The sequence below is a fragment of the Mesorhizobium sp. M0174 genome, assembly GCF_040322275.1.
Lineage (GTDB): Bacteria > Pseudomonadota > Alphaproteobacteria > Rhizobiales > Rhizobiaceae > Mesorhizobium.
The window spans coordinates 14,363-36,781 of the sequence record NZ_JAMYTB010000021.1; the positions used below are offsets into that span (position 1 = coordinate 14,363).

General features: G+C 62.6%; 19 protein-coding genes and 1 tRNA gene. 8 read left to right on the plus strand and 12 right to left on the minus strand.

All coding sequences use genetic code 11. The features are described from left to right. Window positions 1-36: 36 nt before the first annotated feature. Window positions 37-723, plus strand: coding sequence for a response regulator transcription factor (locus NKJ13_RS26025; RefSeq protein WP_292663715.1), 687 nt, complete (start codon window positions 37-39; stop codon window positions 721-723). Window positions 724-798: 75 nt separating this feature from the next. Here NKJ13_RS26025 and NKJ13_RS26030 read toward each other — a convergent pair whose 3' ends face one another. Next, on the minus strand, window positions 799-966 hold the full coding sequence (locus NKJ13_RS26030; protein ID WP_254817759.1) for a hypothetical protein: 168 nt from the start codon (window positions 964-966) through the stop codon (window positions 799-801). A gap of 600 nt (window positions 967-1,566) precedes the next feature. Between NKJ13_RS26030 and NKJ13_RS26035 the strand changes: the two genes are divergently transcribed. Further along, window positions 1,567-2,031, plus strand: coding sequence for a L,D-transpeptidase (locus NKJ13_RS26035; protein WP_254817760.1), 465 nt, complete (start codon window positions 1,567-1,569; stop codon window positions 2,029-2,031). A 90-nt stretch (window positions 2,032-2,121) separates the two neighbouring features. Here NKJ13_RS26035 and NKJ13_RS26040 read toward each other — a convergent pair whose 3' ends face one another. After that, window positions 2,122-5,205 carry an efflux RND transporter permease subunit gene (locus NKJ13_RS26040; protein WP_352740827.1) on the minus strand — a complete coding sequence of 1,028 codons (3,084 nt, stop codon included), beginning with the start codon at window positions 5,203-5,205 and terminating at the stop codon, window positions 2,122-2,124. Beyond that, complete coding sequence (locus tag NKJ13_RS26045; RefSeq protein ID WP_502899778.1) at window positions 5,202-6,479, minus strand: efflux RND transporter periplasmic adaptor subunit; 1,278 nt, start codon at window positions 6,477-6,479, stop codon at window positions 5,202-5,204. The genes NKJ13_RS26040 and NKJ13_RS26045 overlap by 4 nt, the downstream gene beginning before the upstream one ends. A gap of 149 nt (window positions 6,480-6,628) precedes the next feature. Between NKJ13_RS26045 and NKJ13_RS26050 the strand changes: the two genes are divergently transcribed. From NKJ13_RS26050 to NKJ13_RS26065, 4 genes are all read left to right on the plus strand, one after another. After that, window positions 6,629-7,165, plus strand: coding sequence for a TetR/AcrR family transcriptional regulator (locus NKJ13_RS26050; RefSeq protein WP_352509081.1), 537 nt, complete (start codon window positions 6,629-6,631; stop codon window positions 7,163-7,165). 210 nt (window positions 7,166-7,375) lie between these two features. Continuing rightward, window positions 7,376-8,020, plus strand: coding sequence for a carbonic anhydrase (locus NKJ13_RS26055; protein ID WP_352480025.1), 645 nt, complete (start codon window positions 7,376-7,378; stop codon window positions 8,018-8,020). 13 nt (window positions 8,021-8,033) lie between these two features. Next, window positions 8,034-8,441 carry a nuclear transport factor 2 family protein gene (locus NKJ13_RS26060; RefSeq protein WP_352740841.1) on the plus strand — a complete coding sequence of 136 codons (408 nt, stop codon included), beginning with the start codon at window positions 8,034-8,036 and terminating at the stop codon, window positions 8,439-8,441. 90 nt (window positions 8,442-8,531) lie between these two features. Continuing rightward, the gene (locus NKJ13_RS26065; RefSeq protein WP_352740829.1) at window positions 8,532-10,586 is read left to right on the plus strand and encodes a M3 family metallopeptidase; all 2,055 of its coding nucleotides are present in this window, start codon (window positions 8,532-8,534) and stop codon (window positions 10,584-10,586) included. Between the two features lie 296 nt (window positions 10,587-10,882). Here NKJ13_RS26065 and NKJ13_RS26070 read toward each other — a convergent pair whose 3' ends face one another. The 4 genes from NKJ13_RS26070 to NKJ13_RS26085 form a co-directional block, all read right to left on the minus strand. After that, entirely contained in the window at window positions 10,883-12,220 is a 1,338-nt protein-coding gene (locus tag NKJ13_RS26070) for an LGFP repeat-containing protein (protein ID WP_352740831.1), read from the minus strand. 224 nt (window positions 12,221-12,444) lie between these two features. Then, the gene (locus NKJ13_RS26075) at window positions 12,445-15,657 is read right to left on the minus strand and encodes an AfsR/SARP family transcriptional regulator (protein ID WP_352778805.1); all 3,213 of its coding nucleotides are present in this window, start codon (window positions 15,655-15,657) and stop codon (window positions 12,445-12,447) included. Window positions 15,658-15,777: 120 nt separating this feature from the next. Further along, a complete protein-coding gene (locus tag NKJ13_RS26080) occupies window positions 15,778-16,236 on the minus strand; it encodes a hypothetical protein (protein WP_352741049.1) in 459 nt (152 codons plus the stop codon). Window positions 16,237-16,478: 242 nt separating this feature from the next. Beyond that, a tRNA-Ala gene (locus NKJ13_RS26085) sits at window positions 16,479-16,554 on the minus strand. 165 nt (window positions 16,555-16,719) lie between these two features. On the opposite strand from NKJ13_RS26085, the gene NKJ13_RS26090 reads away from it, so the two are divergent. Beyond that, window positions 16,720-17,010, plus strand: a complete 291-nt coding sequence (locus tag NKJ13_RS26090) for a YggT family protein (RefSeq protein WP_023678162.1) — start codon at window positions 16,720-16,722, stop codon at window positions 17,008-17,010. Window positions 17,011-17,023: 13 nt separating this feature from the next. Then, a complete protein-coding gene (locus NKJ13_RS26095; RefSeq protein WP_352741051.1) occupies window positions 17,024-17,344 on the plus strand; it encodes a DUF167 family protein in 321 nt (106 codons plus the stop codon). A 254-nt stretch (window positions 17,345-17,598) separates the two neighbouring features. Here the strand turns inward: NKJ13_RS26095 and NKJ13_RS26100 are convergent, their stop codons facing one another. Genes NKJ13_RS26100 through NKJ13_RS26120 form a run of 5 tightly spaced genes read right to left on the minus strand, consistent with a single transcriptional unit; the run spans window position 17,599 to window position 22,371 of the window. Then, entirely contained in the window at window positions 17,599-18,567 is a 969-nt protein-coding gene (locus tag NKJ13_RS26100) for an ABC transporter ATP-binding protein (protein ID WP_352649422.1), read from the minus strand. Beyond that, window positions 18,567-19,577: an ABC transporter ATP-binding protein gene (locus NKJ13_RS26105; RefSeq protein WP_352741061.1), complete on the minus strand. Its 1,011-nt coding sequence runs from the start codon at window positions 19,575-19,577 to the stop codon at window positions 18,567-18,569. Before NKJ13_RS26105 ends, NKJ13_RS26100 begins: the two co-directional genes overlap by 1 nt. Beyond that, complete coding sequence (locus NKJ13_RS26110; protein WP_352741055.1) at window positions 19,574-20,491, minus strand: dihydrodipicolinate synthase family protein; 918 nt, start codon at window positions 20,489-20,491, stop codon at window positions 19,574-19,576. Before NKJ13_RS26110 ends, NKJ13_RS26105 begins: the two co-directional genes overlap by 4 nt. An 18-nt stretch (window positions 20,492-20,509) precedes the next feature. After that, window positions 20,510-21,412 carry an ABC transporter permease gene (locus NKJ13_RS26115; protein ID WP_352701285.1) on the minus strand — a complete coding sequence of 301 codons (903 nt, stop codon included), beginning with the start codon at window positions 21,410-21,412 and terminating at the stop codon, window positions 20,510-20,512. Beyond that, window positions 21,412-22,371 carry an ABC transporter permease gene (locus NKJ13_RS26120; protein WP_352701284.1) on the minus strand — a complete coding sequence of 320 codons (960 nt, stop codon included), beginning with the start codon at window positions 22,369-22,371 and terminating at the stop codon, window positions 21,412-21,414. Before NKJ13_RS26120 ends, NKJ13_RS26115 begins: the two co-directional genes overlap by 1 nt. Window positions 22,372-22,419 lie beyond the last annotated feature (48 nt).

Below are 22,419 nucleotides of genomic sequence, written 5' to 3' on the forward strand. Positions count from 1 at the left end.
ACTCTTCTTGGGTTGCCGTATGCGGGGTAGAAAAACATGGCTGCACGATCCGTTATCGCGCTTGTTTCCGTCGCTGAAGTAATTGCCACCGATCTCGCCGATCATCTCGAGCGGCGCGGTCATGACGTCCGTGCGGCGCGACAGCCGTGGGAAGCCGAATCGCTGCTTTCGGAAAAGGGTATCGATGTCGTGGTTGTCGGCGACAGCGTCAGCCAGGCGGAGGGGCGAGACCTGCTCAGGCGACATGGCGGCGAAGGTGGCCCGGATTTCATCCTGATCTGCCGCCCGGCCGATCTGGTCGACAAGGTTCTGGCGCTCGAACTCGGCGCCGCCGACGTCGTCGAAAGCCCGCTCAATGTCAGGGAGCTTGCGGCTCGCGTCGGCGGCCTTCTGGCTCGGCGCGGCAGGAGCGCCGGGGAACTGATCGTGCTGGAGAACGCGACCGTCGATCTCCGATCGGCCATTGTCATGCACCGCTCGGGAACCGAAGAACAGCTGTCCCCCGGGCAGGTGGCGCTGCTCAGGCTGTTCCTGGCCAGCCCGCGCAAGGTGCTGACGCGGGACGACATCATCGCCGCCGCGCCCGCCGAAAATGCCGAAGCGTTCGATCGGTCGATCGATTCGCGCATCGTGCGGCTGCGCCGCAAGCTCGATACCGAAACCATCACCACCATACGGGGTGCCGGTTACCGGTTCGATCCGCCGACGCAATTCGCCGATTGAAGGCAGGACAGCCACCCTTTGTCTTGAGCATCGGGTTTTCCCAAAACCGGTTTCCACTTTAGGGTCCGATGCTCTTCAGCGCACCACGAGAAGCGACGGGCCGGACGGCATGTCACCGGTCGTACTGACCTCGCCGGCATGGGCACGTTCCTTCAGCAGCACGGTGGCGAGGCCGGCAATGCCGAGCAGGCCCTGGACGTAAAGCAGGGCGGAAAGCACGGAAGCGGCGAATTTCGTTTTCATCCTGTTCGTTCCTCAAAATTGGAATTTACGGGCACTTCAGGGGAACCCCCGAAGCGCCCGCGCCGCCAGCGGAGCCCCCCGTTGCGGCGCGGGCCTTCGGTCCTCTCGGCTGCAAGTTGCCGGAGGCGCCGCGCATCCTCAACGGCCCTAAGCCGCCCCCGCCAGAGGGGCTTGAGCCGGTCGACGCGCAGGCTGGAAAGTGTCCAGATCAATCCAGGCCGTAGCGAAAACAGTGTTGGCTTCCGATCGTTCGTTGCCCGCTGTTTTCGTTAGGTCAACTTTGCCTGTTCGCTGTATCCGGATCATGCCGCCGACGCTGCGCTTTGTTGCAGCTCGGTTTCGGAGTCAGGTGAATTCCCATCAAACGAAAGGCAATCGCGTATTGGCGCCGCGGTTTGGCCGATCCGCCTAGGCAAACACGCCACCCGTCATGACGACGTCATGCAACTGCAAGCTGCTTTGCACGGACCTTTTCTGTTAACCAGGGGAAACAGAATCGAAACACAAACGAGCATCTTGCGAAATCGGCTTGAAACATGACGCCCCGATAAGCCGGTCATCAATTGGGCCGGTCCCGACCGGCAGAATAGGGGAGACATCATGTACACTGCCATTTCCGCCAAGCTCATCAACATCGCCGCCGCCGTCATCACCGGTACTGCCTTGCTTGTCAGTGCCGGCAACGGCGCAGCCCACGCCGCCGCCAACAAGATCGTCGCGCGTGTGTCGCTATCTCAGCAGACCATGGAAATTCTGGTCGACGGCCGGCCGACATTCGCCTGGAAGGTTTCGACGGGCGACAGGACGCACGTCACACCGACCGGTTCGTTCAAGCCGACCCGCATGCATGAAATTTGGTATTCGAAGAAATACGACAACGCCCCGATGCCGCATTCGGTGTTCTTCAACGGCGGCTACGCCGTACATGCGACAAGCGCCATCAAGCGCCTCGGCCAGCCGGCCTCGCATGGCTGCGTGCGTCTGCATCCGGACAACGCCGCCGATTTCTACCAGCTCGTCGAGGTCTTCGGCCCGGCCAACACCAGCATCGTCATCGTCAAGTGAGCGATGCTGCTCTTGTGTCGCTCAAAAAGGTCGGAAATCCGGCCTTTTTATTGTACAATGTTAGTACAATCTAATCTGGGTTAGTACAATCTAATCCGGCATCACCGGCATCAGCTTCGGATCCGGCTTTTCAGCGTGATGCGGCAGGTCCTTGCTGGCGATAAAGGTGTAGAACATCGGCACCACAAACAGCGTGAACATGGTTCCGACCAGGATGCCGGTGAAGATCACCAAGCCCATCGAATAGCGTGCCGCGGCACCCGCGCCGCTGGAGATGATCAGCGGCACCACGCCGAGCGCCATCGCCGCCGTCGTCATCAGGATCGGCCGCAGCCGCACCCTGGCCGACGCGATGATCGCATCGCGCCGCCGCATGCCGTGCATTTCACGGTGCTGGTTGGCGAACTCGACCAGGAGGATGCCGTGCTTGGTGATGAGGCCGATCAGCGTGATGAGGCCAACCTGGGTGTAGATATTGAGCGTGCCGAGCCCGATATTAAGCGGCACGATCGCGCCGAAGATCGAGAGTGGCACCGCCATCATGATGATCAACGGATCGCGGAAGCTTTCGAACTGCGCCGCCAGCACCAGGTAGATGACGAGCACTGCCGCCGCGAAGGCGATGATGATCGTGTAGCCCTGTTCCTTCTCCTGCCGCGATTGACCGGTATAGTCGATGAAGAAAGTGTCCGGCAGGCTCTCCTTGGCGATATCCTCGATAGCTTTCAAACCGTCGCCGGTGGTGACGCCAGGCAGCGGCAAGGCGGAAATCGTTGCGGAATTCAACTGGTTGAATTGCTCGATCGCCGCCGGCGACGCGTTGGTCGAGATCTTCACCACCGCAGAGAGCGGCACCATCTCACCCGAGACGCTGCGCACGAAATACTCCCCAAGTTTTTCGGGATTGTCGCGGAATTGCTGCGGCACCTGCGGGATGATGTCGTAGCTGTTGGATTCGCGGTCGAATTGCGCCACCTCGGCGCCACCGACCAAGAGGGTCAGCGTCCGGCCGATTTCGGCGATCGGCAGGTTGAGTGCCGCGGCGCGGTCGCGGTCGATCGTCACTGTCACTTGCGGCGCATCGTAGGACATGGAATTCTGCACGGCGAGGAAGCGACCGGAGGCCTGCGCCTTGTTCTTGATATTCTCGGCGGCCTCGTACACCTGGGAGGCCTCCCCGGTCGAGCGCACCACCATCGTGATTGGCAGGCCGCCGCCGGAGCCGGGCAGCGTCGGTGGTGCGAAGACGAAAGCCTCGACGCCTGCCACCTTGGCAAGGCGGGCAGTGATGTCTTCCTGAAGTTCCTTCGAGCTGCGCGCGCGCTCGGCCCAGTCCTTGAACGCAAAGCCGACGAAAGCGCTGTTGGTCGGGCCTTGGAACGCGACGGCGGAGAACCGTGCCCTGGTTTCGGGGATATCATTCACCAGCCCGAGAATCTGGTTCACATAGGTCTCGGTGTAGTCCGACGTCGCGTAACGCGGCGCGTTCACAATAGACAGCAAGAAGCCCTGGTCTTCTTCCGGCGCCAGTTCGCTCGCGGTCTTTGTGAACATGAAGCCGGTCGTGGCGACCAGTGCGATGACGATCATCAGCGTCACCGGGCGATATTTCAGCGAGCCGCTGACCAGCCGCTCGTAGACGTGTTCGACGCGCCCGAACGTGTTGTCGACAATGCGCTGGAAGCGGCTGTGCGACCCGGCCCTCAGGATGCGTGCCGACATCATCGGCGTGACGGTTAGGGCGACGACACCCGAAAGCACCACCGAGCCGGCAAGCGTCACCGCGAATTCGCGAAACAGTGCGCCTGTCAGGCCGCCGGTGAAGGCCAGCGGCGCGAACACCGCGGCCAGCGTTATCGTCATGGCGACGACGGCGGACGAGATCTCCCGCATGCCGTTGAAGGCCGCCTGCATCGGCGACAAGCCGTCTTCCTCCATGTGGCGGTGGATGTTTTCCACCACCACGATGGCATCGTCAACAACCAGTCCGATCGCCAGCACCATGGCCAGCAACGATAAAAGGTTGATCGAATAACCCAAAGAAAACAGCAGGAAACAGACGCCGATCAGCGACAGCGGAATGGTCACGATCGGCATCAGCACCGAGCGGAACGAGCCGAGGAAGAGCAGGATGACGACGATGACGATGGCGACCGCCTCGCCGATGGTCTTGAACACCTCCTCGATCGACGCGCTGATCTGCTCGGTCGAGTCGTAGACGATCTCGATCGTCATGCCGAGCGGCAGCGTCTCCTGGATCGTCGGCACAATCTTGTGGATCGCCGCCGCGGTGGTCAGTGGATTGGCGGCCGGCGTCGGAAAGATGGCGAGAAAGATGCCGGGCTTGCCGTTGAACGTGACCCTGGTGTCGGTGCTCGCCGCGGCGAGCTCGACGCGGGCCACGTCGCGCAGCCTCACCACATTGCCGTCTTTCGAGCGGAGCGGAAGGGCAGCGAAAGCCTCCGGCGTCTGCAGGGTCGAGCGAACCGTGATCGAGGAAGCCACATATTCGTTTTCGGTATCGCCGGGCGCCGAGAGGAAATTCGATTCGTTGATGGCGGTCAGCACTTCCGCCGCCGTCACGCCGCGCGCCGCCAGTTTGATCGGGTCGATCCAGACACGCATCGAATATTCGGCGGCGCCGAAAATCTGCACGTCGGCGACACCTTCGACCGTCGAGATACGCGGCCGCACGACACGCTCGATATATTCGGTGAGCTGTTCCGGTGTCATGTTCGGATTCTGCATCGATATGTACATCATCGCGAACTGCTGGCCGGTGCCCTTGACGATCACCGGGTCTTTGGTTTCGTCCGGCAGATCGCCGCGAACACTCTGAACCTTCGACAAGACTTCGTTCAGCGCGACGTCGGGGTCGGAGCCGAGCTTCATCTGCACCGTCACGGTGCTGGAGGACGGCCGGCTCGACGACGTGACATAATCGATGTTTTCGGTCGAAGCGACGGCACGCGCGATCGGCGCGGAAATGAACCCCTGGATCAGGTCGGCGCTGGCACCGGGATAGGCCGTGGTGATGGTGATGGCCGTTTCTTCAACCTCTGGATACTGCCGAATCGAAAGGTTGAAGATGCCCTGAAAACCCAGAAGCAGGATCATGCAGGCAAGCACGGTCGAGAGAACCGGGCGGCGGATGAAGAGGTCGGAAAAGCTCATTGCTGGGCTGCCTGCTGGTTCGCCGGCTTGCTCGGATCGATCGTGTTGTCGACGGCAACGGACATGCCGTTGGAGAGCCGGTTCTGGCCGGCCGTAACGACTTCGTCGCCGGGCTGGATGCCTTCCAGGATCTCGACCAGGCCGGCGTTGTGGCGGCCTGGCTTGACGAACACCTGAGCGAGCACGAGCTGCGGTTTCTGTTCTTCCGCTGCCGGCTTGGCTTCCGCTGCCGGTTTGGCTGGGGTAGCAGCCGGCTTTTCGTCGGGTTTTGCCACGGATGCTTCGGCCGCCGGCTTGGCAGCATCTGCAGCCGGCTTTTCTTCCGGCTTTGCCTCGAGAGCCGCGCCGTTGGCTTCGGCGGATTTGGCCGGGCGCACCACGAAGACGAAGTCGCCGTACAGGCTGGAGGTCAGCGCCGTCTGCGGCAGCGCCAGCACGTCGTTCTCCTCGGGCAGTTCGACGCGCACCTGGACGAACTGGCCCGGCGTCAGCTTGCCTTCGGGATTGCCGACCTCCGCCCTTACCGTCACCAGCCGGCTGGTCGGGTCGATCTTCGGATCGATGCCGCGAATGCTGCCGGTGAACGGCATGTCGCCGCCGCCGACGCCCAACCGCACCCTCTGTCCGATCTTCAGCTGCGGAAGCTGCTGCTCCGGCACGGTGAAATCGACACGCATCGTATCCATGTCCTGCAAGGTCACTACGGCGGTGCCGGGTGTGAGATACTGGCCAAGGTCGATTTTCGGAATACCGACAGTACCCTTGAAGGGGGCGGTCAACTGCTTTTGGTCGAGCACCGCTTGCAGCTTGTTTACCTGCGCGGCGGAGACCGATGCTGCTGCCTGCGCCGTGTCGAGCGTAGCATCGGTGCCGACCCCGCGCTTCTGCAGCTCGAGAGCGCGCATCAGCGTCGTCTGGTCGGAGGTGGCTTGCGCCTTCGACGCGACGAGGTCGGCTCGCTCGACGGCATCGTCAAGCTGCAGCAGGACGGCGTTGGCGGCGACCTTCTGATTGGCATGGAACAGGATGTCCTTGACGATGCCAGCAGTTTCGACCGTCAGGTCGACGCCGCGTACGGCACTGACAGTGCCGATCGCCTCGATGCCGGGGGTCCAGGACATCGGTTTGACAATGACTGTCGACACGGTCGTGGCCGGCGGCTTCATGGTGGCGAAGAACTGTTTGATCGCATTGTCGCGAAACAGGTTGAAGCCGACGATGCCGCCGCACACCAGCACGAGCAGAATGAAGGCGATGATGAAGCGCTTGATCACGAACAGTCCCCTCGGCCATGGCCCAGCATAACGGTCGGACGACCGGAACACATACCTGTGACTGGTCCCAATTTCAAATGAGGCGATCTTACTGTACCGTCTGGACGGTCTTGTCAATTCCGCCTAAGCTAATGAATGGGGAACGATTGATGAAGGTCCGCAGAGCAAATTCGCGCGAAAAAATTCTCGCTGCCGCCGCCGCGGTGGCGCGCGAGACGGGTCCTGGCAGCCTGTCGCTGGACGCTGTTGCCAGCCGTGCCGGCGTGTCGAAGGGTGGTCTTCTCTACAATTTCCCGACCAAGGCGAAATTGATGCAGGCGCTGGTGGAGGATTATCTCAGCGCATTCCAACAGGCGCTGGAGGCCGCCCGCAAGAACAGCGGCAGCGGCGAGAGCCCGCTCGCCGCCTATATCAGGCTCTCGGCCGAGCATGCCGAGGAGTCGAAGCCATCGGCATCCTGGATATTTTCGGCAATCGCCGAGGATCCCGACTTCCTGACGCCGATAAAATCGTTCAGGCGGCAGGTGTTCGAACGGCTGAAGGCGGAGACGCCGAACCTCAAGGCGCTGCTGGTCTGCTATCTCGCCATCGAGGGACTTCGCAGCATGAATCTGTTCGGTTCGGATATTCTTTCCGCCGACGAGCGCCGGCTGCTGATATCGACCCTGCTGGAGATCGCGGAATAGTCTAGGAATACGCCGGCCGGGTTCAGTTGCCTCGACTGTCGGGATGTGGCTGGAGCGAGGTGCCGTCCACTTGGGGCAGAGTGAGCTCCACGCTTTGGACCTACGCTCCACGCTTTCCGAAAATCGGTTCCGATTTTCGGGCCGATGCGCTAGAGCCTTTCGGGATTGACCCGAGCTGCCTTCAACCCGGAAAGGCTCCCACCGCTGCCCATGCCCCATCTTCCCGAGCATCTTCTCACCGGCTACCGCAGTTTCATGAGCGGCCGCTATCTCACCGAAAGCGGCCGTTATCGCTCGCTGGCGCGGGAGGGCCAGGCACCCGAAACGATGATCGTCGCCTGCTGCGATTCGCGGGCCGCGCCCGAAGCGATCTTCGACGCCGGGCCCGGCGAGCTGTTCGTGCTGCGCAATGTCGGCAATCTGGTGCCGCCCTATGCGCCCGACGATCAGTTCCACTCGACATCGGCAGCGCTCGAATTTGCCGTGCAGAGCCTCAAGGTCAAGAACATCGTGGTGATGGGCCACGGCCGCTGCGGCGGCATCCGCGCGGCACTCGACACCACGGCCGCACCCCTGTCGCCGGGCGATTTCATCGGCAAGTGGATGAGCCTGATCGCGCCTGCGGCCGAGACCGTATCGTCCAGCACCTTCATGACCGCGACCGAGCGCCAGACGGCGCTGGAGCGCATCTCGATCCGCTATTCCATAGCCAATCTGCGCACCTTCCCTTGTGTTTCGATCCTCGAAGGCAAGGGGCGGCTGTCGCTGCACGGTGCCTGGTTCGATATTTCGACCGGCGAGCTTTGGGTGATGAACAAGGACACAGGCGATTTCGAGCGGCCGGAGACGGAGTAGGAGACGAGGCATGATGCGAGCTCGGTTCGCGTTCGCGGCGGCGGTATTGCTGTGCTCAGCAAATATCGTCCGCGCCGACGATAGCGCGATCATAGACCGCTGGTATTCGGCACTGCTGGTCGCCGACCGCACCGAATTGTCGGACCTGCTCGCCGACAATGTCCGCATCAAGCTCGACGACCTCGGCGTCGTGCAAAGCAAGCAGGAATTCATCGCCTCGATCGCCGAGTGGCAGGGCGCCGTCGCCGGGGCCGAAATCCGCCACCGGATCGAGAAGACGGAGGGCGGCGTCACCACTGTGATCGCCTGCTATGATTTTCCCAGCAACGACATGCTGATGCAGGAGACTTTCGCGGTCGCCAACGACCAGATCAGCGCCAGTTCGCAAGCCGCGATCGCCGAAAATTGCGACGGTTACTGACGGAACCATGAACTGGGGCCGCTGTTGCGCGCAACCGGCCGACGCCTTACATCGGTGACGATCCATCTCCTCCCGCCACTCAGCGAAAGTTTGCCCATGCCATCCGCCGTCGACCTCGCCGCCCATCCGCTGACCGCATGGCAAGGGCCGCTCGGCCTGCCCGATTTCACGCGCATCGGCGATGGCGATTTTTCTCCGGTCTTCGACGCGGCCCTGAAGGCGCATGAAGCCGAGATCGAGGCGATTGCCGGCAACACCGGGACGCCGACCATCGAAAACACGCTTGCCGCGCTCGAGCTTGCCGGCGAGGCTCTCGACCATGTCTCGTCGATCTTCTGGTGCCGCGCCGGCGCCCACACCAACGAGGCGATCCAGGCGCTGGAGCGCGACATCTCGCCGAAGATGTCGCGGCACTTCTCGGCAATCTCGATGAACGAACGCCTGTTCGCCCGCATCGACCACCTGCATCAGCGCCGCGATGCTTTGAAGCTCGATGCCGAAACGCTGCGGGTCTTGGAAAAGACCTGGAAAAACTTCGTTCGCTCCGGCGCCATGCTCGACGCCGAAGGCAAGAGGCGGCTGGCCTCGATCAACGAGGAATTGTCGTCGCTCGGCACCAATTTCGGCCAGAACGTGCTTGCCGACGAGCGCGACTGGGCGTTGTTCCTCGACGAAGCCGACCTTGCCGGCCTGCCGGAATTCCTGAAGAGCTCGATGGCGGAAGCCGCCGAGATGCGCGGCCAGAAGGGCCGCTACGCCGTCACTCTGTCGCGTTCGATCTACGAGCCGTTCTCGACCTTCTCAGAACGCCGCGATCTGCGCGAGACAGCGTTCCGCGCCTTCATCATGCGTGGTCAGAATGGCGGCGCTGCCGACAACACGGAAGTGGTGCGCGAGATGCTGCGGCTGCGCGCCGAGAAGGCGAAGCTGCTCGGCTATGCTTCCTACGCCGCATTGAAGCTCGACGATACTATGGCCAAGACGCCGGAGGCGGTGCACGCGCTGCTCGATCCGGTCTGGGAAAAGGCGGTGGAAAAGGCCGCAAGCGACCAAGCCGAATTGCAGCGGCTGGCGGCCGAGGCCGGCAGCAACGAGAAATTCGCCGCCTGGGACTGGCGCTTCTATCAGGAGAAGCTGCGCGCAGAGAAATTCGCCTTCGACGAGGCCGAGCTGAAGCCGTACCTGCAGCTAGACCGCATCATCGACGCCTGTTTCGATGTGGCAACACGATTGTTCGGCATTTCTTTCGAAGAAAAGAAGGGCATTGCCACCTGGCATCCGGACGCACGTGTTTTCGTGGTGAAGAACGCCGACGGCAGCGAGCGCGGCCTGTTCCTCGCCGACTATTTCGCGCGGCCTTCGAAGCGCTCCGGCGCCTGGATGAGCGCGCTGAAATCCGGTTACAGGCTTGGCCCTGGCTCGAAGCCGGTCATCTACAACATCATGAACTTCGCCAAGCCGCCGGCCGGCGAGGCAGCCTTGCTGTCGGTCGATGAAGCCAAGACGCTGTTCCACGAATTCGGTCATGCTCTGCACGGCATGCTGACCGACGTCACTTGGCCGTCGGTCGCTGGCACCTCGGTCAGCCGCGATTTCGTCGAACTGCCTTCGCAGCTTTACGAGCACTGGCTGACGGTACCGGCGGTGCTGGAAAAACATGCGCTGCATGTCAAGACCGGCAAGCCGATGCCAAAGGCGCTGGTCGACAAGATGCTGGCGGCGCGCACCTTCGGCGCGGGCTTCGCCACGGTCGAGTTCACTGCCTCGGCGTTGGTCGACATGGCTTACCACGCCCGGCCGGATGCACCGGACCAGCCGCTTCGTTTCGAAGCCGAAACGCTGGAACGGCTTAACATGCCCGATACCATCGCCATGCGTCACCGCACCCCGCATTTCGGCCACATCTTTGCCGGCGACGGCTATTCGGCCGGCTATTATTCCTACATGTGGTCGGAAGTGCTCGATGCCGACGCCTTCGCCGCCTTCGAGGAGACGGGCGATCCGTTCAATCCAGCGCTGGCCGAGCGGCTGCGCAAGAACATCTACGCCGCTGGCGGCTCGAAGGATCCCGAAGAACTCTACACCGCCTTCCGCGGCAAGATGCCTTCACCGGAAGCAATGATGGCCAAGCGCGGACTGGTGTGATGCGTGCCCGCTCTTGTCACGGTTCTCTTCTATCCTGATTGATGTCGGCCGTCATGGCGTCGGGTTGCGCGCCGCCTGATCCGGTTCTGTCGGTCCCGGCTCGGCCTCGCTGGCTGCGGCAGTGTCGTTGAGGTGACTGCCCGCTATGCTGATCGGCCGCTGGCGCATCCGGACCGCCTTGTGACGACCGCTACGGAAATAAATCTCTCAGTCGCGAACGTCAGCCCCGCCAACGGAAGGCGGGCTGGTAAGTTGATTGTCCCGGCAAGCTTTTTTGCCGGGGCGATTGGCCTAGACTAGGCAGGCACAAAGCCAAAATAGGCTTTGTAGGACGCCCCTTCGCCGGAAATCAGGGGCGTTTCCACTTTGAACCCAATCCCGCTGAAGGTGGTATTGTTCGTACGTGCCGCGAGCAACACCATCTGCTTTGCGGAGATGGTCACTGTCGCGCTCCCGATCCTGTCATCGCCCCAATCGAAGAGATCGCTGATGGCGCCGCCGATCGATGGCATCAAGGATCCCAGGGCCGGGCCGGCTATTGCGGCAATGATAGGTCCTGCCACCGGAATGAGGCCCAAAGCCAGCGTACCCGCCGTATGGACGCCCATCACGACCTTCTGCACTTCGTCCTTGTACTTGTTTGGATCGCCGAAATCGTTTTCCATCAGCACCGTACCGATATTGATGCCGTAGGGCTTGCCTCGATAGACCTCCATCAGGTCGGGTCTCGTATCTCCCGCATCGACGTCGCCATAGACCTGGCTGCGCTTGGTGTCGGCCATCTGCGGCGTTGTCACGCCGACGATGACATAGGGCTCGTCCGCACTCGACCCCTGATCCCAGTCGGTCTCGCCGAAGCAATGGAGGCCGGTATAGTGGACGACGACATCTCGAAGGTCGATCGCGCCGGTGTCGGGCCACCAGTATATGCCGCCGTTTTCAAACAGATTGGCACGGCCACCGTCGGCAAATTCGGTCTCGTCGGTGGTTGGGTACCCCAGATATGACTGTTCCCAGCCCAGGCTTTCCCACTTCTTGCGGATGTCACCGTACACCACGTTGGCTCCGGTGTTCGGTGTCCAGTAGATCGAGCCGGCATTGGCAAAATGGTTGTAGCGCCCGACGCCGTCGGGAGTTCCGGTTTCGTCGGTGACCGGATAGCCGAGAACCGAGCGCTCCCAGCCCATTGCTGCCCATTTGCTGCGAATTGCCCCCCAAATCGCTTGAGCACCGGTATTCGGTGTCCAGTAGATCGAAGCGGTATTGTTGTTGAAGTGATTGTATCGCCCGACGCCGTCGGGAGTTCCGGTTTCGTCCGTGCAGGGAATGCCCCACGCGAGACCGCCAAGCGCAATCCATTTCCTGTAGATGTCGCCGTGGATCTCAAAGGCGTCGTGCATGGCATCGTTGTAACAAATGCATGAGCCGTTCTTGAGATACCAGGCTTTTCCAGTCTCCTTCCTGTCGATCTCGGCGAAGCCGGCGCCTCCAAGGGAGTTGTACTTTTGCTGTATGACAGCTTCGGGCGAGAGGAGCGACCAAGGCCCGATCCTGAGCTGGTCGGAAAGTCTTGTGGCTCCAGCGCGGATGGTGCCGGCACGCACTCTCGAAGTTGCTCTGGCAGTATACGGCATGACCTTTTCCTTCCTGTGAGTGTTGGTATCGGGGGCTTCAGGCCTCCGGCGATCGGTTTTGATCGACGGGCCGAGGTTCCCAGACCGCGACTTACGGACGGCTTACAGAGTTCCGAGCTGCGCCAGAGCAATTCCAGGAAAAGTGTGGAACGGTTTTCCGTCCGGAACTGCGAAAAAATAAAGAGATAGAGCGGTTCGGCGTTTCCGTGAAACGATGAACCGGTCTAGAGAAACGGGCGCACGAGCGAACGCAGCAAAGGCGAGGGCTCGTCATCGCCGGTCGAAGCGAGCGCGCGTTCATAGCGCCGGTAATCCTCGATGGCGCCGGCGTGGTCGTTTCTGGAGAGGCTCTCCTGGATGAGCGTGCCATGGAGTTTGGCCGATTCCGGGTAGAAATCGAGCGCACGCCGGCACGCTTGGCGTGCCCGATCTGCGTTGCCTCGGCTCTGCCAGTGTTTGGCGATCCGCACGGCAAGCTCCACCAACCCGTCCCGCACCCGGTCGGCCGCGGCGTTCGACCAGGCGGGCGTCGGGCCATTCGAGAAAAGCGGGCCGACAAAGCCTTCCAGCAGCATCTCCTGCTCCTCGATTGCGCTGTCTCTTTGGCCCGACAGAACGGGTTTCAGCCGGTCTTCCCAATCCTGCAGATCGATCCAGACCTTGTCGGCAGCGAGCCGCAAACGGCCTTCTCTCAGCGTTACGAGTTCGCCTTGCCCGAGCAATTTGCGCAGACGATGCAGCGCCTGCTCCAAGGCCGCTTTGGCCTGGTCGCCGTCGAGGTCGGGCCAGAGCCAATCCTGCAGGGTTTCCACCGAACAGACCTGATCCCTCGACAGGCAGATAATGCGCAATATGTCGAGAGCGCGGGTAGGTTTGGCACCGGGCGCGACCTCGGCGCCATCGATCTCGAGGCGGAAGCCTCCCATCAAGTGTATCCTGAGCGGCCAAGGCCACTGGGCGGGGCGACCAGCGGGCGGGACCAGATATCGCGCCCGAACGACGCGGCGGCAGAGATCGACATCGATCTTTCGCTCCAGCGCATCGGCGATCAGCTCGGCTAGCAAGTCCGGCAGGTTGAGCAAGATCGCCGAGGGATTGACCTGGCGCAACGCCTCCATGAACTCAGCCAGACGACTGCCATAGGACGCGCCGCCGTTCCACTTCTGCTCCAGGGCCTGAGCGGCCAGAATGTTGAGTTCGACGCGCTGGCGAGGGCCGCCGCTCAGCCTTTCGACGATTTCCTGGAGTAGCGCAATGGCCTCCGCTGGACGCCGATCGGCCAGCAGGACCTGGTATTTGGTGACGTAATGCGGCCAGCGTTCGATCATCGGCTCATTCGCCCGCTCGATCGCATCCATGAAGGCATCGCAGTCGAGATAAGCCTTGACGAAGTCGCCGTTGCGCGTGTGCATCGCCGCGTGGCAGTCGGCGACTACAGCGACCTGGGTTGTGAACCTGCTGTCCGCGATCTCGCCCAGCCGGGAGACGAGCGCATTGAATTCCGAGAACCTGTTGTGAAGCTTCATCAGCAATTGAAGCTGATAGAGGGCGCTGAACTCGACGCCCCGTAAGGCGTGCTGCTCGCCTATCGCCGTTGCGCGTCGCAACGCATCCTCGGCCGAGGCATAGACAAAACCGCGCCGCGAATAGGGGAAGTAACGGCCGCTGGCCGAGCCAAAGGACACCAGCCACATGCCGAGCACCAGCGGCGGGATATCCGGATGTTCGAGATCGGCGGCAACGCTGTCCACGGCATTGGCAAAAATGTCGCGCTGCCCCGACGAGGTCGCGTAGTCGATGAGCGCTTCGCTTGCCAGCAGGCGCAACTCGACCGAATCCTCGATCGGCAGATGTGTCAGGCGCTGCTGGATATCATTCACCAGGCGCTTCGCGTCATGGGCGTCGAATTCGCCAGGTTCGGCGAAATCGACGGCCCGCAGGATGCCGAGCCTGACCATCATGAGTTCCTCCGGATCCAACTCCGGGAATCCCCTGGCAAGAACCTGTGAGGCTCGGCGCGTCCAATCCGCCAGCCCCTCATGCGTACGCCAGCTGGCGGTCTTGACTACGACCGCCCGCGCCACCGTCAGGCATTGGCCGCGCATGTCGGTGTTCTCGAATGCTTGCCATGCCTTGGAGAAGTGCGGTTCGGCCTTCGCATCGTCCGATGCGAAGGCGACGCCCAGCCAATAATGGACCCACCCGTCCATCTGGTCGGGGGGCAGCCTGTTGCACCATTCGACGAAGCTGGCCCTGCGCCCTTGCGAGAGAACGCCGTTAGCGCACTCCAGAATGAGCTGGCGTGCCAGCGGCCAGGCGCCCGCCTGTAACGCCAGCACGATTGCCGCGTCGGTTTTGTCTGCCTCGTGCAGGACCTTTGCTGCCTGCTCGCGCAGCCTGGAACGGTCCGCTTCCGTCACGCGCCGGTCCAGTAGGCCGGCAAGGTATTCGCGCAACAAGTCATGCAGCTGGAAGGCGGCGCCGCCCGGACCGTCGCGGGTGATCAGCAGCTGGCGATGCTGCAGCCGCACCAGCAGGCGAGCAGCCTGCGGCGAGCCCAGAAACGCATCGGCAAGCTCCGTGCTGATCTCCGGCAGAACGTTGAGCCTGATAAGCAGATCCTGGTCCTCCGGCGCGATGTCGCGCAGGAAATAACGTCCGACAATCTCCCGAAGGCCGGCGCCTCCGGCGAGGCCGGTCTGCGAAAGCGGGTAGTACATTCCGGCGTTGGCCAGCAGGAGAAGGCCCACCGCCCAGCCGCGCGCCTCCGAAATGTCGCCGACCTCGGACGGCGATTGCGAGCGGGCGGTGACGAGGTTGCGAGCCTCCGCAGGCGAAAACTCCAGCAGCGTTTGGTTGAGCACCGGCAACTGTCCCGACAGCACGAGATCGGCGACATCGCCCTCGGGCAGCATCCGCGATGTGCAGATGCAGCGGACGGTGTTGGGGCGTTCGCGCAACAGGATCGCCAGCGTCCGGCGAAAGCCTGGCGCATCGGCACGATGCAGATCGTCGAGGACCAGGATCGTGCCCGGATCAAGCCGCGAGAAATAGGTGCGGAAGAACAGCCGCGCGAAATCGTCGGAATTGTCGGCATATTCCGGACCAAACACCGGCATGCCGGCATGCGTGCCGTCGAGCGACAGCGTCAGATAGTGGAAAAGGCGCGCAACGTCCTGGTCCTCGGTGTCGACCCGATACCAGTTGTACGCCGATTCGCCTTGCTTCAACCCGCCTTGTTCCAGCCCGCCGTGTTCCAGAAAGTCGATCACCGCGGTGGTCTTGCCGTATCCACCAGGCGCAGCCAGCCAGCATGCACCGCTGTCGAGGGCCCGCGAAAGCAGCGCCACTACGCGCGGACGGCTGACAATTCCCACTGGCCGGGGTGCCGAGAGCTTTGCTATCTCGCGCGGCGCGTCCCGGAAGGATTTATCCATTGTGAGGACTCTCGCAGCGCAGTCGCCTCGCGAAAACAGGTAATCGGTTCGCCCGCAACAACAAATCGCCGGCCGGCGTTGTGCTCGTCTGACGTGCCGTGCTCGCCGGCAAGGTCGCGGTTATCCCTTGTGCGACATGATATGCGAAACCCCGACACTCACGTCGGCGGTGTGTCTTGCCATCACTGCGTTCATTCGCATTGCAATCGTCGCATAGCCGTTTCGTTCGTGGTCGGTAACTTCCGAGGGCTTGAAGAGCCAAGGAAGGGGTGCAACCTGCGCGTCCGCGAAATTGGCCGGCAGGTTCGATGGCAACGCTTTTTTCCCTAAAGGCAGCTCTAGCCCAAGGTCGCTAAATTCCTCCTCGAGACTGGCGTGCAGATGAGAAAGCACCACATAGATCGCCAGCTTTGATCTAGTCCTTTCTGTGTTGTTTTGATTGTACTCTTGAAGAACCTCATCGAACGATGGCGATACGTCGCTTTCCGCAGCGGTGGCTCGTGTTGCAACAACACCGGCCAGGGCAGTCGCTGCCATTCCTGTAAGACCTACAAAATCACGCCTTGTCGCGCTGGTCATGGTGAATTCCCCTCGGTTTTGAAGACGGACCAAGTCTGGCAAGGACGAGGCGCAGTGGCAATAGGCCGCATACGCTACTGGTGTAGAGGGTCTTTACGTCGCCGATGTGAACCCACGCGGCAACGATAGTGCCAAGCCGGCAGAGGCCCGCGATGCATTCGCGAGCTTCATCTGAAAGACGCCGTGAATCCAAGGAGGATTTCCTTGGAATTCATCCAGGCAAAGGGTCCGAAAAAATCCGCTGGTGGAGCTGAGGAGGATCGAACTCCTGACCTCGTCATTGCGAACGACGCGCTCTCCCAGCTGAGCTACAGCCCCGTCCAGCGGATGGGGCTTTTATCGGCCGCTGCGGTTTCCTGTCAAGGCTGCGCTTGCTGCCGAAATGCCGCTCGGCCGTTCGTACGCCCTCGCCCATGCGGCAGAACGCGGCTCTTGCCGCTTTCCCCTACAGTGGCTACATGTCGGCAACAATCGGAGACCGGCATGATCGCCCTCATTCAGACCATTGTCATGGCGCTTGACCTTTACTGGTGGATCATCATCGCCTCGGCGATATTTTCCTGGCTCTACGCCTTCAACGTCGTCAACTCCCGCAACCAGTTCGTCGACACCATCAGCAACATGCTCTATCGGCTGACCGAGCCGGCGCTTCGGCCGATCCGCCGCTTCATGCCCGACCTCGGCGGCATCGACATCTCGCCGATCATCCTGCTGCTGATCCTGTTCTTCATCCGGCAGTTCCTGCTCACCACCGTGCTTTCGCTGGTCGTCTGAGCCCAGGGCGTCCATGAGTGCGCCGTTCCGCACGCGCGCCGACGGCATCGACCTGTTCGTCCGGCTGACGCCGAAAGCGGCAATGGACAGGCTCGAGGGGCCCGAAACGACCGCGGATGGGCGAAGCCATCTGAAGGCTCGCGTCCGCGCCGTGCCGGAAAACGGCGCCGCCAATCGAGCGCTGGAAAGGCTGGTCGCCAAGGCGCTTGGCGTGGCCGCTTCGGCCGTCTCGATCGTCGCCGGCGGCACCGCTCGGCTGAAGACGGTCCGTGTGCTTGGCGATCCCGCGGCGCTGGTGAAACGCATCGATACGCTGGGCACGCCCGCGCCATGATCTCGGCTCGCTAACCAACCCCGTAGAAAAAAGGCCGGGCTGCAAAGCCCGGCCAGATGTGAAGGTCGAAAACCTTCAGAGGGGAACGCGCCGGACGAATGGGAGGAAACATCCGGCGCAGCGTGCATATGGGTCGGCATCGCTGACGTTTCAATGACGGGGAACGACAATAACAGCTTGGTGAAACCAGGCGGTGGATGTCGATGAACGCCTGGGATTGGGGACCTGTTCGACCGTTGTCTGGGCAATTATTCCTAAGCGATGTCGTCGCGAATGCAGGCCTTCAGATGGCCGTCGGCTGTCGCCCTCAGTGGCGGCACGGCCGCGGCGCAAGCCTCCAGCGCGAACGGGCAACGGGTTCGGAAAACACAGCCCGACGGCGGGTTCGCCGGACTGGGAATATCGCCTTTGAGCACCTGCCGGCCTTGCCTCGCCAGCGGATCGAGCGATGGAATGGCTGACAGCAGCGCACGCGTGTAGGGATGCTGCGGTCGGGCATAAAGCTCGGCCGCCGGCGCAACCTCCATGATGCGCCCGAGATAGAGCACGATGACCGTGTCGCAGATGTACTCGACGACGGCCAGATCGTGCGAAATGAACAGCATGGTCAGGCCGAGCCGGAGCTGCAGGTCGCGCAACAAATTGATGATTTGCGCCTGGATCGAGACGTCGAGTGCCGAGACCGGCTCGTCGGCGACGATGAATTCCGGCTCGAGCGTCAGCGCCCGGGCGATGCCGATGCGCTGGCGCTGGCCGCCCGAGAATTCATGGGCGTAGCGGTCATAGGCGTCGAACGGCAACTCAACCGCGGCAAGTGCCTTCGCGGCCTTCGCCCGCCGCTCGGACCTCTTGCCAATGGCTTGAATGTCAAGGCCTTCGGTGAGGATCTGCCCTATCGTCATGCGCGGCGACAGGCTGGCGAAGGGATCCTGGAAAATATACTGCATCTTGCGACGCTGGCGGCGCAGCTGGGCGGCACCCAGCCTGGTGATATCGGTGCCGTCATAGGTGATTTGGCCGGATGTCGGCTCGATCAGACGCAGCACCGAGCGGCCGATCGTGGTCTTGCCGGAGCCGGACTCGCCGACCAGGCCAACCACCTCGCCACGCCTGACATCGAAGGAAATGTCCTCCAGCGCCCTGACCACCGGGCCACGCGAGAACGCTGTCGGCGCAAAATGCTTGGTCAGGTTTTTGACCGAAAGGAAGGGAACGTCGGCCATCAGAGCTCCTCCCAACGCAGGCAGCGGCTTTGCTGGGTCGGCGTCGCCGCAAACAAGGGCGGGACCGCGGCACGGCAGGCAGCGATAGCCATCGGGCAGCGTGGCGCGAAGGAACAGCCTTTGGGCAGCAACGCGAGCGACGGAACATTCCCGGCAATGGTCGGCAGCGGCGTGCCCGCCAGCTTCAGCGCCGTGGCCTGGCCGAGCCGCGGCACCGAGCGCATCAGCCCGGCGGTGTAGGGATGGCGCGGACGGGTGAACACTTCGCTCACCGGACCTGTTTCGACGATACGCCCGGCATACATCACCGCTACCCGGTCGGCGATTTCGGCGACGACGCCGAGATTGTGGGTGACGAACAGGATGCCCATGCCGCGCTGCGCCTGCAGCTCGGCCAAAAGATCGAGGATCTGGGCCTGGATGGTGACGTCAAGCGCGGTGGTCGGCTCGTCGGCGATCAGCAAGCCCGGATCGCAGGACAGGGCCATGGCGATGGTAGCGCGCTGGCGCATCCCGCCCGAAAGTTCGTGCGGATACTGCCGCGCCCGCCGCTTCGGATCGGGAATGCCGACCTGTTCCAGCAGCCGCACCGCGTCTGCTTCTGCCTCGCGGTGCGATTTGCCGAGATGGATGCGGATCGGTTCGGCGATCTGCTCGCCGATCGTGTAGACCGGGTTGAGGCTGGCCATCGGCTCCTGGAACACCATGCCGATCTCGTTGCCGCGTATCTTGCGCAGCGACTCGGCATCGAGGCTGGTCAGTTCGGTGAGCGTGCCGTTCTTGCGCCGCAGCGCGATCGACCCCTCGGCGATATGTCCGACCCCTTTCGGCAGCAATCCCATGATCGACAGGCTGGTGACGGACTTGCCCGATCCGGATTCGCCAACGAGCGCCACGGTCTCGCCGGAGCCGATCGTCAGGTTGACATCCCTTACCGCCGCGATGTCGCGCCCCGCAATGCGGAACACCGCGCGCAGGCCGGAAATCGACAGGATCGGCGTGGCGCTCAGCGGAGCAGCCCCACATCGCGAAGGATCATGTCGATCTTTGCGGTTTCCTCGTCGTTCAGGCTGCGCTGCGGCCGCGCCATGGTGTTCGAGGCGATGATGCCGAGGCTCTTCATCGCCGCCTTGAAGGCGCCGACGCCGGCCGAGCCGGCGCTGGTCCTGCCGAGCGAGATCCAGACGATCTCGAACAGTTTCAACAACCGCTCCTGCTCCAGGCGGGCTTCGGCAAGCTGGCCCGCCTGCGTCAGCTTCCACAGCCTGACATAACCATGCGGGTCGACATTGGCGAGGCCCGGCACGACGCCATGCGCACCCATCGCCAGCACGCTGTCGACCAGGATCTCGGAACCGGTCATGCCGAAAAAACTGGGATCGTCGGCCATGTCCTTGAGCACGTAACGCAGATTGCCGTCATCGCCGCTGGAATCCTTGATACCCGCAATGGCTCCTTCCCTGGCGAGACCGACCGTGGTCTTGCGCTCCAGCTTGACGTGCACGCAGACCGGGATGTCGTAGGCGATGACCGGAATGTCGATCGCATCTTTGATGTAGCGGAAGTGATCGCCGATCTCGGGCTGGCTGGTGCGGGTATAAAACGGCGCGGTGACGACGATGGCGTCGGCACCGGCCGATCTGGCGATGCGGGCGTGGTTGATGACGCGGTCGGTCGTCGGGTCGATAACACCGGCGAAGATCGGAACCCGGCCGTTATTGACCTTGACCGCGTGCTCGAGGATGGCCCTGCGGCCTGCCTCGTCGTGGAAGACCACCTCGCTGGTCGAGCCCAGCACGAACAACCCGTGGATGCCGCCGTCGAGCAGATTCTCGATGGTGCGCGTGAACGACGGGAAATCGACGCTGAAATCGGCATTGAGCGGGGTGACGACAGGTGGGACGACGCCGGTAAACAGGGGCATTTTGATGAACCTTCGAGGTCAGTTGAGATCGGAGCGGGGATCGAATGCATCGCGCAGGCCGTCGCCGATGAAGTTGATGGCGAGCACCGTGAGCACCAGCGCGGCGCCTGGGAACATCCATTGCCACGGATAATTTTCAAGCACGACGGTGGAGCGGGCGAGATTGAGCATGTTGCCCCAGCTGGCTTCGGGCGGCGCGATGCCGAGGCCGAGGAAGGACAGGCCAGCCTCGAGCAGGATGGCGTTGGCGATCTGCAAGGTGGCATAGACGACCAGGATATCGATGCAATTGGGCAGGCCGTGCCGGAACAGCAGATGCGGCAGCCCCGCGCCCATGCCGCGGGCGGCAACGACGAAATCGCGCTCGCGCAGTTCGAGCAGCCGGGCGCGCACCATGCGCGACAGCACCGGCCAGGAGAGCAGCGAGATCACCAGTATGGTCGGCGCGATGCCGGTGCCGGCAATCGATGCCAGCACCAGCAGGAAGATCACCGGCGGCAGCGTCATCGCCAGATCGACCAAGCGCATCACCGTGCCGTCGACGAGGCGCCCGCCAAAGCTGGCGACGGCGCCGACCAGGAAGCCTATGACGGTCGATATGGCGACCGAGCAGACGGCCACCAGCAATGAGATCCGCCCACCTTGCAGCAACCGGGCCATGACGTCACGCCCGACGCCGTCGCTACCCAGCCAATGAATGGCCGACGGCGCCTTGTTCATCGCCCTGAGGTCGATGGCGTTCGGGCCGAACGGCCACCACAAAGGATAGGTCGAAACCGCCAGCAGGATCGGGATGACGATCAAAAGCCCGGCACGCGCCGCGCGGTTTTCGAAAAAGCGGTCGAACGCGCGGCGGAGCGGCCCCTTGGTCTGCGGTAAGGCTGTCGGGTCGACCGTTGGGTCCGGCGCAGTGATTGCCATCACGCCACCTGAATGCGCGGGTCGACGACGGCATAGACGACGTCGGTCACCAGGTTGACCAGGATGACGCAAACGCCGATCACCAGCGTGGCGCCCATGATCACCGGGTAATCGCGAGTGCCAACGGCATTGACCAGAAGCAGTCCCATGCCCGGCCAATTGAACACGCTTTCCAGGAAGATGGCGCCGCCGATGGCGATGCCGACGGTCGAGCCGATCAGCGTGATGACCGGCAAGAGCGCGTTGCGGGTTGCATGCTTGATGATAACCCAGAACTCGCGCACGCCCTTGGCACGCGCCGTCCGCACGTAATCCTGGTTGAGCACTTCCAGCAGCGAAGCGCGCATGTAGCGCATGATCAGCGCGGCATGGCCGATGGACAGCAGGCAAGCGGGCAGGATGAGGTGCGCAAGCACGTCCGTCATCGAGAACGGCGCACCCGCGGTCTGCATGCCGCCGGACGGCGCCCAGCGCAGCAGCACCGAGAAAAAATAGAGGCCAAGCAGCGCCGTCAGAAAAGCCGGGCTGGAGATACCGATAAACGACAGCACCGACAGCGCGATGTCGGACGGTTCGTTACGGCGCACCGCACTGAAAATGCCGGCGGAAATGCCGAGCACGATGGCGATCGCCAGGCCCGTGCCCATCAGCAGCGCGGTCGGGCCGATGCGCTCCATGACCAGCGGCAGCACGGCGACGCCGCTGCGCTGGATCGAAAAGCCGAAGTCGCCGCCCAGCGCCGCGCGCAGCCAGGCCAGATATTGCACGGGAAGCGGCCGGTCGAGCCCAAGCCGTTCGCGCAGCCCCTCGAGATCGGAGGCGGACATCGGCACCGACGGGTTGATATAGGCGTCGATCGGATCGCCCGGCGCCAGCCGCAACAGGATGAAGATGAGGACGCTGAGCGCGACCAGCATCAGCAATCCTGTCGCGCTGCGGCGGGCAATGAAGCTCAACATGGGCTATCCGTGGCGGTGGCAGGCGGCGCCAAAGTGGTCCGCCTGCTC

What these genes read in the sequence shown, in the direction of transcription:
- NKJ13_RS26035 (WP_254817760.1), top strand. Translation starts at nt 1,567, where the DNA reads ATGTACACTGCCATTTCCGCCAAGCTCATCAACATCGCCGCCGCCGTC.
- NKJ13_RS26080 (WP_352741049.1), bottom strand. Translation starts at nt 16,236, where the DNA reads ATGACCAGCGCGACAAGGCGTGATTTTGTAGGTCTTACAGGAATGGCA.
- NKJ13_RS26120 (WP_352701284.1), bottom strand. Translation starts at nt 22,371, where the DNA reads ATGTTGAGCTTCATTGCCCGCCGCAGCGCGACAGGATTGCTGATGCTG.
- NKJ13_RS26040 (WP_352740827.1), bottom strand. Translation starts at nt 5,205, where the DNA reads ATGAGCTTTTCCGACCTCTTCATCCGCCGCCCGGTTCTCTCGACCGTG.
- NKJ13_RS26095 (WP_352741051.1), top strand. Translation starts at nt 17,024, where the DNA reads ATGAGTGCGCCGTTCCGCACGCGCGCCGACGGCATCGACCTGTTCGTC.
- NKJ13_RS26025 (WP_292663715.1), top strand. Translation starts at nt 37, where the DNA reads ATGGCTGCACGATCCGTTATCGCGCTTGTTTCCGTCGCTGAAGTAATT.
- NKJ13_RS26030 (WP_254817759.1), bottom strand. Translation starts at nt 966, where the DNA reads ATGAAAACGAAATTCGCCGCTTCCGTGCTTTCCGCCCTGCTTTACGTC.
- NKJ13_RS26090 (WP_023678162.1), top strand. Translation starts at nt 16,720, where the DNA reads ATGATCGCCCTCATTCAGACCATTGTCATGGCGCTTGACCTTTACTGG.
- NKJ13_RS26075 (WP_352778805.1), bottom strand. Translation starts at nt 15,657, where the DNA reads ATGGATAAATCCTTCCGGGACGCGCCGCGCGAGATAGCAAAGCTCTCG.
- NKJ13_RS26060 (WP_352740841.1), top strand. Translation starts at nt 8,034, where the DNA reads ATGCGAGCTCGGTTCGCGTTCGCGGCGGCGGTATTGCTGTGCTCAGCA.
- NKJ13_RS26050 (WP_352509081.1), top strand. Translation starts at nt 6,629, where the DNA reads ATGAAGGTCCGCAGAGCAAATTCGCGCGAAAAAATTCTCGCTGCCGCC.
- NKJ13_RS26115 (WP_352701285.1), bottom strand. Translation starts at nt 21,412, where the DNA reads ATGGCAATCACTGCGCCGGACCCAACGGTCGACCCGACAGCCTTACCG.
- NKJ13_RS26055 (WP_352480025.1), top strand. Translation starts at nt 7,376, where the DNA reads ATGCCCCATCTTCCCGAGCATCTTCTCACCGGCTACCGCAGTTTCATG.
- NKJ13_RS26110 (WP_352741055.1), bottom strand. Translation starts at nt 20,491, where the DNA reads ATGCCCCTGTTTACCGGCGTCGTCCCACCTGTCGTCACCCCGCTCAAT.
- NKJ13_RS26100 (WP_352649422.1), bottom strand. Translation starts at nt 18,567, where the DNA reads ATGGCCGACGTTCCCTTCCTTTCGGTCAAAAACCTGACCAAGCATTTT.
- NKJ13_RS26070 (WP_352740831.1), bottom strand. Translation starts at nt 12,220, where the DNA reads ATGCCGTATACTGCCAGAGCAACTTCGAGAGTGCGTGCCGGCACCATC.